9 protein-coding genes and 1 pseudogene are annotated in these 9,337 nt (G+C 38.1%); 9 read left to right on the top strand and 1 reads right to left on the bottom strand.

What is annotated here, in order from left to right; all coding sequences use genetic code 11:
* The first annotated feature begins 192 nt into the window (after nt 1-192).
* The 4 genes from ACTQ46_RS10870 to ACTQ46_RS10855 are packed head-to-tail and all read left to right on the top strand — an operon-like array spanning nt 193 to nt 3,697.
* Entirely contained in the window at nt 193-1,413 is a 1,221-nt protein-coding gene (locus tag ACTQ46_RS10870) for a 6-phosphofructokinase (RefSeq protein ID WP_441749822.1), read from the top strand.
* Nucleotides 1,414-1,429: 16 nt separating this feature from the next.
* Nucleotides 1,430-2,527: a tryptophan--tRNA ligase gene (trpS, locus tag ACTQ46_RS10865; protein WP_441749820.1), complete on the top strand. Its 1,098-nt coding sequence runs from the start codon at nt 1,430-1,432 to the stop codon at nt 2,525-2,527.
* 27 nt (nt 2,528-2,554) lie between these two features.
* Nucleotides 2,555-3,331, top strand: a complete 777-nt coding sequence (srtB, locus tag ACTQ46_RS10860) for a class B sortase (protein WP_441749818.1) — start codon at nt 2,555-2,557, stop codon at nt 3,329-3,331.
* Nucleotides 3,332-3,340: 9 nt separating this feature from the next.
* Nucleotides 3,341-3,697: a VOC family protein gene (locus ACTQ46_RS10855; protein WP_441749816.1), complete on the top strand. Its 357-nt coding sequence runs from the start codon at nt 3,341-3,343 to the stop codon at nt 3,695-3,697.
* A 78-nt stretch (nt 3,698-3,775) separates the two neighbouring features.
* Here ACTQ46_RS10855 and ACTQ46_RS10850 read toward each other — a convergent pair whose 3' ends face one another.
* A complete protein-coding gene (locus ACTQ46_RS10850; RefSeq protein ID WP_441749814.1) occupies nt 3,776-4,201 on the bottom strand; it encodes a TOBE domain-containing protein in 426 nt (141 codons plus the stop codon).
* A gap of 159 nt (nt 4,202-4,360) precedes the next feature.
* On the opposite strand from ACTQ46_RS10850, the gene ACTQ46_RS10845 reads away from it, so the two are divergent.
* The 5 genes and pseudogenes from ACTQ46_RS10845 to ACTQ46_RS10825 all read left to right on the top strand — a co-directional run.
* The gene (locus ACTQ46_RS10845; RefSeq protein WP_441749812.1) at nt 4,361-4,600 is read left to right on the top strand and encodes a hypothetical protein; all 240 of its coding nucleotides are present in this window, start codon (nt 4,361-4,363) and stop codon (nt 4,598-4,600) included.
* Between the two features lie 197 nt (nt 4,601-4,797).
* Nucleotides 4,798-5,811 carry a hypothetical protein gene (locus ACTQ46_RS10840; protein WP_441749810.1) on the top strand — a complete coding sequence of 338 codons (1,014 nt, stop codon included), beginning with the start codon at nt 4,798-4,800 and terminating at the stop codon, nt 5,809-5,811.
* A 30-nt stretch (nt 5,812-5,841) separates the two neighbouring features.
* Nucleotides 5,842-7,890, top strand: coding sequence for a penicillin-binding transpeptidase domain-containing protein (locus ACTQ46_RS10835; RefSeq protein ID WP_441749808.1), 2,049 nt, complete (start codon nt 5,842-5,844; stop codon nt 7,888-7,890).
* 296 nt (nt 7,891-8,186) lie between these two features.
* The gene (locus ACTQ46_RS10830; protein ID WP_441749806.1) at nt 8,187-8,777 is read left to right on the top strand and encodes a transposase; all 591 of its coding nucleotides are present in this window, start codon (nt 8,187-8,189) and stop codon (nt 8,775-8,777) included.
* A gap of 74 nt (nt 8,778-8,851) precedes the next feature.
* Nucleotides 8,852-9,337: pseudogene (locus ACTQ46_RS10825) on the top strand (IS3-like element ISPpr7 family transposase); the annotation flags it as partial.

Here is a 9,337-nt window from a genome sequence, read left to right as displayed (position 1 = left end):
GAATATCGAGTGGTGGAAGGTCGCTTTTGGATTTGAATTAATTCAGAAGTTTTGTCCATTATTTTGTCTCCTTTTTTATTTCTAATCCTTCAACTATCCTAACACCTAACGATGGAGAACTTCCTATCCTTTCCTCTCGCCGCCTTGTTTATGATACAATGATACATATTGAAAAAAACAGAGGTGATTCTATTGAATAATCTACTTATAGCCCAGTCGGGAGGTCCGACAGTTGCTATTAATGCTACACTTGCAGGAGCATTAACCTGTGCTCAGGCTTCAGGAAAAATCGACCATATTTACGGGGCGAAACACGGGATAGAAGGGGTATTGAACGACGATTTGATTCTTTTAGACGACATTGCTTCCAGTTCGGAAAAGATGGAGTTATTAATGCAGACTCCTTCTTCCGTTTTAGGATCCTGCCGTTATCGTTTAGTAGATTTTGATGAAAACAAAGCGGAATACGAAAAAATTATTGAAACTCTAAAGAAATACGAGGTCTCTTATTTTATTTATATCGGCGGAAATGATTCTATGGATACCGTTCATAAATTATCTGAATACTGTAAAAAGATAGGAGAAGAGATCACTGTGGTCGGTGCGCCGAAGACCATCGATAATGATCTAGAGGGGATCGACCATACTCCAGGGTTTGGATCTGCAGCAAAATATATCGCTACGACGGTTTCGGAACTGGAAAGAGATGCGAAAGTTTATAATATGCGTTCCGTTACCTTAGTGGAAGTTATGGGGCGAAACACAGGTTGGCTGACAGCCTCTGCTGCGCTTTCTTCCTTAAGCGGCGGAGAAGGACCGGACTTGATCTATTTTAGCGAGCACCCCTTTCACTTTCGAGAATTCAGTTCTCAGCTGGAGAGACTATTCGCAGAAAAGGATAATCTGCTGGTAGTAGTCAGCGAAGGGCTGAAGGACAAGTACGGAGAATATATCAGCGAATGGGCTACAGAATATAAGATGGATGATTTCGGACATAAACAGATTGCCGGTGTTGCCCAGACCCTTTCTGAGTATATTAAAAGAGTATTCAACTGCAAAATCCGTGCCATCGAATTAAGCACAATGCAAAGAAGCAGCTCCCATATTATGAGTCTGACAGATATTGAGGAAGCGAGAAAGCTGGGATATTATGCAGTAGAATATGCATTGAAAAACCAGAGCGGAATGATGAGCTCCCTTAAGCGAAACGAGGGAAAAGAGTATAGTGTAGAATACTTGCCGGTACCTGTGTTTGTAGCAGCAAACAAGGAGAAAATGATCCCGGAAGAATGGATTGATGAAAGAAATCATAAAATAAGAGAACCGCTTTGGGAATATCTTCTTCCTTTAATTCAGGGAGATTATTTCGGAATCAGCAATACAGGTATTAGAAAACATCTTATTTTATTTTAGACAAGTGGAGGAAAGAATGAGAAAGACCATATTAACAGGAGACCGTCCTACTGGAAAGCTTCATGTAGGCCATTATGTAGGTTCTCTCAAAGGAAGAGTAGAATTACAAAATTCAGGAAAATACGATGATATATTTATTATGATCGCCGACGCTCAGGCTTTAACGGATAATGCGGAAAATCCTGAAAAAATCAGGCAAAATATTATAGAAGTAGCACTCGATTATTTATCCTGCGGGATTGATCCGGAGAAATCAACGATATTTATTCAATCTCAAGTTCCGGAGCTCTTTGAACTTACATTTTATTATATGAATTTAGTTACCGTTTCAAGGCTTCAAAGAAATCCTACTGTAAAATCTGAGATTCAGATGAGAAATTACGAAGCAACGATACCTGCAGGATTTTTTACTTATCCAGTAAGCCAAGCGGCGGATATTACTCTTTTTAAGGGAAATGTGGTTCCAGTTGGGGAAGATCAGATTCCGATGCTTGAACAGACAAATGAAATCGTCCGAAAATTCAACCATCTTTATGGGGAAGTTCTGGTGGAACCGGAGATTCTTCTGCCTTCCAACAAGGCCTGCCTGCGCCTGCCCGGTGTTGACGGAAAAGCAAAGATGAGCAAATCTTTAGGAAATGCTATTTATTTGTCGGATTCGAAAGAGGAAGTAAAAAAGAAAGTGATGAGTATGTATACGGATCCAAATCATATTCAAGTATCGGATCCTGGAAATACAAAAGATAATCCAGTATTTATCTATCTAGACGCCTTTAGCAAAGAAGAAGACTTCAAAAAATTCCTGCCGGATTATGAAAACTTGGACGCTTTAAAAGCCCACTATGAAAGAGGAGGGCTTGGGGATATGAAAGTAAAGAAATTCCTTGTAAAAGTTTTGGAAAGAGAGTTAGCCCCGATTCGGGAGAAGCGTGCCCAGTACGAAAACGACATTCCAGGAGTATATGAAATACTTAAAAAAGGAACTGCAAAGGCAAAAAAAGTCGGCGAAGAAACACTTCACCAAGTAAAAGAAGCGATGAAAATCAATTATTTTGATGATGAAAAATTAATACTTGCCCAAAGCGAAAAATATAAAGAAAAGAAAGAGTCTTAGTATTTTTGGCAAAGAAAGAGGGTAGAAATGAATAAGAAAAAAATTATTTCCCTGCTGGTTCTGGCGATCTGTGCTATCGGGCTGATCTATTATAGAAATAATACCGCAACGGATGCAAATAAAAAACTTTCTCAGCAAATTACAGAAAAAGTGGAAAAGGAAGCGCCAAAAAAAGAAAATCCTGCTGTTTTTCAAGAAGAAGAGGAAAACGAAGCGGTTTCCAGAGAGACGATATATGGAAAGAAGCTTAAAGAAGCCCAGAAAATAAACGATGAGACAGTAGCTTGGCTGACACTTCCAGGAACGCTGATTGATTATCCTGTAACCCAAGCCAAAGACAATGATTTTTATCTAGATCATAATATTTATAAGAAAAAAGACCCTGTAGGAAGCATCTATTTAGATTATGAAAATGATCTTAAAAAAGGAAACAACAACTTGATTCTTTACGGGCACAGCCTTGCAACGGATAATATGTTTTCCGATCTTCTAAAGTACAAAGATCAGAACTATTTTGATTCAAACAATACAATCTACCTGTTTGGAAACGGGAAATTGGAAGAATACAAAGCAGTTGCAGGATTTGTAATGGATATGGCGAAAAAAGATCAAGTCTTTCATTTTAATGAATTTATAAATGCAGACGATCAGATCAATACTCGGGATTATGCAGAAGAAGCGAAGAAACGTGCTGTTGTAAAAAATGATATAGAAATCGGCGAAAAGGATCAGCTCATTACCCTAAGCACCTGCAGTTATGAATACAACGATGCCAGATTTGTACTTGTAGGAGTGAAAAAATAGGAGGACATTATGAAATATCTTTGGACGACAATAAAAGTAAAAAACATGGAAGAATCTTTGCATTTCTATAAAGATCTGCTAGGTCTTAAAGTAAAAGACGAAAAGCATGTCAGCGAAGGGTTTGATTTGGCCTTTTTAGATATGGGAGAGTCGGATATAGAACTTTTATGCAATGAGAAGATGGACTGTACAATAGGAAGCGGAGTTACCATCGGCTTTGAAGTAGAATCGATAGAGGAAGTTCGAACAAAACTGGAAAAAGAAGGTTACGAAGTCGGCAAAGAACAGTCTCCAGAAGATGGAATGAAATTCGTCATGGTAAAGGATCCAAACGGCCTCGGCGTTCAGCTTGTTGAATACCGATAAAAGAAAGAATATAGACCATAGCTTATAGGGGCTAAGATATAGGGGATGCAAACATATCCGCCTTCGGATATACATTTCCTATAATAGAGGTTCTATGCAGTTTTGTAAGGGTTGAATCATTGCTCTTGTATTTGAACAGCTATAAAAAAGATTCTTGAGAGAATTCTCGAGAATCTTTTTATCGTTAAAGGCTAAGGAAATATTCGAGCAATAGTGAAAAAGCTGATCTTCCTTATTTCCTAGAGACGATAAGCTGTTTCCTATCTTTTCCCCTAGTCTTTCTATACCGATCATTACTGCAGCTGCTTTAATAACGGCGTAGGCTTCTTTTCTCTTTTCAAGGCCTAGTTCTTGTATAGAGTTCATAGAAATAGTAGAAGTAATTTCCTTTCCATTTCCAATATCTACAGTTACAATACCATTTACCACTCCTTCTTGAATACTTACAATAGTCCCTTTAATCTGATTTCTTGCGCTGATTTTGATAAAAATCTTCTGTATCATTAATACTGTTTATTATAATAGATAAAACAGTTTAAACAGACTAAAACGATACAAACAAATTAAAGTTAACTAATAACACAACGAAGAAAAAAGAGGAAAACAGATATAGTGTAGTTTTAATATTCAAGGGGTAATTATAGAATACGGGGGTGGAAAATTATGAAAAAATTAATCAAAAAATTTAGTATTTTATTGTTGATGCTTGTATTCACCTTAACAGCTTGCGGAAATAATCGGGAAGAAGCAGCACCATCGAATGCGGAAGAAAGAGAAATACAAAGGGATAATATCGATGATAATCGGGAGAGAAATGAGAATGACCGAGACAGCGATGACGACCGAGTTGACGATCGTGACGATCGTGATGACCGAGATGACGATGATCGTGATGATGATTAGCATACAATAGCAGAGAAAAAAATTTTAACACAGGAGCTTCACTAGAAGTTCCTGTATTCTTTGAATAACTGGAATTAAATGTTTATAAAACTCTGCGATGGTTTGTAAGAAAATCGTAACTCTTATAATCTTTTATCTTATTCCTAAAGGGTGTAGAATAGAGCTAAACAGCCATTGACTTGAGGAGGCATAATATAATGAAATGTATAAAATGCGGAGAATTTTTACCGGAGGGGACAAAGTTCTGCACAAAATGCGGAACCAATCAAAATTCCGCAAATGAAAAAAATATAGAGAAAGAAGATTTAAATCATACTCGGATACTTCGAAGGGAAGAAAAGGAAAGCTTGGAGGATACTTCCGAAATGTCGCCTATCCGTACAGAAGATCCGATTTATGAAGTAGATCCTTATGAGACCAAAAAGGATACAGGGGAAGTTCTTCGTATCAAAAGAAGAACAGCAGAAGACTATCCAAAGGCCAAAGAAGCGGTGCCAAAAGCAAAACCGGCATTTGTATTTCCTTGGAAAAAGAAAAAGAAAGAAAAAGACTTAAATTCGGAAAAATTTATCGAAGAAGAAAAAATCGACAATCCGTATATTGCAGACAAGGAGTATGAAAAAGAGCCTAAGATAGAATACTATCCCGAACATGACGTGCCAAAACCTTCCAAAGGGAAGGGGCTTTTGAGCGTTCCTTTATATCTTTTGTTTTTCGGGCAGCTTATATTTACGTTATCGGTCCTTCCCTTTATGTCTTACACAGGAGGAGACCGCCAGCTCTCATTGATTATAACAGTATTTTTAGGAGCCGCAGTTCTAGTGATTCATCCGCTTTGTTATCGCAAAGCATCGAAAAAGACAGGTGTCTTTTTAGGAAAAGGACAAAGACATCTTTTAAAAGCTGTATTAATAAACTATATGCTGATACCTTTTTCAGGAACACTTGCTGCTATTTTCTTTATCGGAATTTATAATCGGCAGACAGCAGTTGTTATTTTTGCCGCATTGATAATAGGGGCGATCCTTTTTGTAAAATCAGTTGTGACAGCTGTTTTAGACAACGTCATCTATGATCGGGGTATCCTTAAAAGATTTGGAAGAAAGTACAGAGGACGCTTTATCATACTATTTATGATATTGCCGATTCTAATTATTTTATTATTTGGGGCAGCGAATTTATCTTATATCAATCCATGGAATTATATTTAATGAATTTGCAGGAAAGTAGAGGTTAGGATAATGAAAAAATGGAAATGGAGTGCACTCCTTCTTTTTGCGATATTGACATTAACATCGTGCAGAGGAGATAAAGGCGTTGATGAAACAATAGAGGCGATCGGGAAAATGGACGCAGAAGCCGTCTACACCCATCTATCACCAGAAGCATTGGAAAAATATCCGAAAGAACAAGTCGTAGACAGACAAAAGAAAATCTATTCCGATTTAGGAGTAACTGCAGTGAATGTGGAAGAAATAGAAACAAATAAAGAGGAAAGCTCCGAAGATACAAGAGTAGTCGATGCGAAAGTAGATCTGGAAACAAAATACGGTCCGATCTCAAACGACGGTAAATATCAGTTTACATATGATAAAGAAGCCGGAGAATGGAAATTGGATTGGAATCCGGGAGTTATGATTCCGGGGATGGATGAAAACAGTGTCATTCGGATACAGACAAAAGAGATGAGAAGAGGATCCATTTTTGATCGTAACGGAGAGCCTCTCGCCCAGGATGCAGAAGGAATCGTTGTAGGAGCAGTAGCAGGTTCTTTTACTCCTGAAAACATATCAGAAGCTGCTAGACTTCTAGGCATGACAGAAGAAGCGGTAAAAGAAAAAACAGAAAATGCCAATTACGGCGAAGGGCAGCTTATTCCTTTGATACAAAGACAAAGTTTCCGTCAGGAAGTTTTAGACCAGCTTGCAGCAAACAATTTGTCATATCAAAAAGATTTTATGCGTACTTATCCTTTGGAAGAGGCGGCAGCTCATGTAATCGGCTATTTAGGGAGAATTACCGCGGAAGAATTAGAAGATGAAAAATTCAAGGGTTATCAAGATACGGATTTAATCGGAAAACGAGGACTTGAGAATCTCTATGACAACAAACTTCATAATACAAACGGCATTAAAATTTATATTGCAGACAGAGGCGGCGAAGAGATTAAAACTTTAATCGAAACAGAAGGAAAAGACGGCGAAGATATTACTACAACTCTTGACAGCAAGGCACAAAGAGCCGTTTACGAACAGCTTGGAAATGATGATGCTGCAGGGGCTGCGATAAATCCTCAAAGCGGCGATATCTTAGCCCTTGCCAGCGCACCTTCTTTTAACCCTTATGAGTTTATGAATGGTATCGGGCAGGAAGAATATAAAAAGATCAGCGAAGATCCTAAAATGCCCCTTCTCAGCAAATACCAATATACCTATTCTCCCGGATCTACCTTTAAAGCTTTAACAGCCATTGTGGGTCTTAACGAAGGAGTTATAACGCCTCAGTCTACGTATAATATTCAAGGGAAACAATGGCAGAAAGACAGCTCTTGGGGCGGATATAGAATAAGCAGAGTCATCGAAAATAATGGACCGATCAATTTATCAAAAGCGATGGCAGATTCAGACAATATCTACTTTGCAAGAGTTGCGCTGGACACGGGAGCGGACAAGTTTTTAGCAGGCCTAAAGGCTCTGGGAATGAGTGAAGCAGTTCCTGGAGATTATCCATTTTATACTTCTCAAATTACCAACAGCGGAGTCTTTGACAACGAGATCCTTCTTGCAGACAGCGGCTACGGACAAGGAGAGATTTTAGTGTCTCCAGCTCAAATGGCGATGATCTACGGAGGAATCGTCAACAAAGGAAATATCATGAAACCGCAAATGCTTCTAGAGGCAGAGGATGAAGTATGGAAAGAAAATATTTCAAGCCTTGAACATCTAGATGATGTAAAAGCTTCTTTAAGAAGAGTCGTTACAGATACCTATGCCGGACCGATCGGCCGTTCCTTTGCAGAAATGGCAGGAAAGTCGGGAACAGCAGAGTTTAACAAAACAAGCCAAGATCAAAAAGCGGATACGAGAGGATGGTTTGTAGGATACGACCAGGCAAATCCGAATCTCGTTCTCGCTTTAACCGTAAACAATGTCCAAGACAAAGGACTTCACTATATCCACAGCAAATTCGGCAGAGTCTTCGACGGATTATATGCTGACGGAAAGTATGAAGTAGTACAACCTCAGCCAGAAGAACCGGCAGCAGAACAGCCGGCTGCAGAGGAACCTTAGAAAAGAGTGAAAGAGTGAAAGAGTGGAGTGGAGATCAACTTTTTCGCAATTGCTCAAAAGTTCGCTTAAGAAATAGAAATATAAAACCCTATTTTACAATTTGTAAAATAGGGTTTTATATTTGATTACCATAGTCTTTAAGAAAAAACAATACTATTTAAAAATTAGGAGTAAAAAATTGTATCTTTTTTCAAATGTAGAAAATAAATGTTTCTATTATTTTCCACCATAACTCCCCTCTCCCGTTAGGTGTTAGGATAGTTGAAGGATTATAAATAAAAAAAGGAGGCAGCATAATGGACAAAACTTTTGAATTAATTCAAATTCAAAAACGACCTTCCACCACCAGATATTCCTCTTCCTTTAAACTCGCCGCTATCGACAAGCTACTCGCTAATCCACATAAGCCGATGTCTGAAGTGGCTAAGGAAATGAATGTGGACCGCACGACCTTGTGGCATTGGTATGATGACTACAAACGCCAAATACTAAGCATCCAGGCTGAAGAGATTCATCCGTTCTTGTCAAAAGAAGAAGTGACTTGGGTAACCGAAACGATCGGGGCCTCTAAAAAAGATAAGATTCGATACTGCAGACATTATGGTATCCCTTATCAAAAACTGTTACAATGGACAGAACTATACAAAGACGGACGTTTTCACGATCATAGCCAGGAGATAGAAAAGATGAATAAAAACAACAAAAATACAATGGATAAGTTAAAAAAAGAAAATATTGATTTAAAGAAAAAGGCAGCTGCTTTAGAGAAAGAATTAAAGACAAAAGAAAAAGAAAGAGACGCCGCTTGGGCTCTTCTAGATCTTAAAAAAAAAGTGGATCAGTTATTGGAGACAAGCGATTTGGACGAGGATCCTACACATCGTTAAATTTAAGAAAGCAAATTCTAAAACTCATTGAGGAAGCAAGATCCAAAGGAGCTACTCTTTTAAACTGCTGCAAGATGATTCATTTATCTGAAAGCACCTATAGAAGATGGCGAAACAGTCCTCTTAGAGAAGATAAAAGAACGACTGTGGATAAGTCTAATCCTAAGAATAAATTAAGTAGGGAAGAAGAGAATCAGATCTTCGAAGTTCTATTCGAGGAGCGATTTGCAGACAAAACACCTCATAAAATCGTTCCACTTTTACTGGATGAGGAGAAATATATTTGTTCCGCCTCTACGATGTATCGCTACATGAAAGAAGAAAAGCTTACTCAAAAAAGAACGCAGATTCAAAAAGAGAACAAACCGCGTTGTAAGCCGAATATCATCGCATACAGACCGAATGAAGTTGCTGTTTGGGATATCACGTATCTTCCTACTCTGTTCAAGGGAATGTATTTTAAATTACTTGTTGTTATGGATTTATACAGTCGTAAAATTCTTGGAACACGTGTATTTGAACAAGATACCTTAGAACAATCAAAAGAATTTCTAAAAGAA

This window comes from Gallicola sp. Sow4_E12 (genome assembly GCF_052116305.1).
GTDB lineage: Bacteria > Bacillota > Clostridia > Tissierellales > Peptoniphilaceae > JBQKLI01.
This window is presented reverse-complemented; position numbering and strand designations above follow the sequence as displayed.

Coding starts and splice junctions, on each gene's coding strand:
- trpS (WP_441749820.1), top strand. CDS start 1,430: ATGAGAAAGACCATATTAACAGGAGACCGTCCTACTGGAAAGCTTCAT.
- srtB (WP_441749818.1), top strand. CDS start 2,555: ATGAATAAGAAAAAAATTATTTCCCTGCTGGTTCTGGCGATCTGTGCT.
- ACTQ46_RS10855 (WP_441749816.1), top strand. CDS start 3,341: ATGAAATATCTTTGGACGACAATAAAAGTAAAAAACATGGAAGAATCT.
- ACTQ46_RS10850 (WP_441749814.1), bottom strand. CDS start 4,201: ATGATACAGAAGATTTTTATCAAAATCAGCGCAAGAAATCAGATTAAA.
- ACTQ46_RS10845 (WP_441749812.1), top strand. CDS start 4,361: ATGAAAAAATTAATCAAAAAATTTAGTATTTTATTGTTGATGCTTGTA.
- ACTQ46_RS10840 (WP_441749810.1), top strand. CDS start 4,798: ATGAAATGTATAAAATGCGGAGAATTTTTACCGGAGGGGACAAAGTTC.
- ACTQ46_RS10835 (WP_441749808.1), top strand. CDS start 5,842: ATGAAAAAATGGAAATGGAGTGCACTCCTTCTTTTTGCGATATTGACA.
- ACTQ46_RS10830 (WP_441749806.1), top strand. CDS start 8,187: ATGGACAAAACTTTTGAATTAATTCAAATTCAAAAACGACCTTCCACC.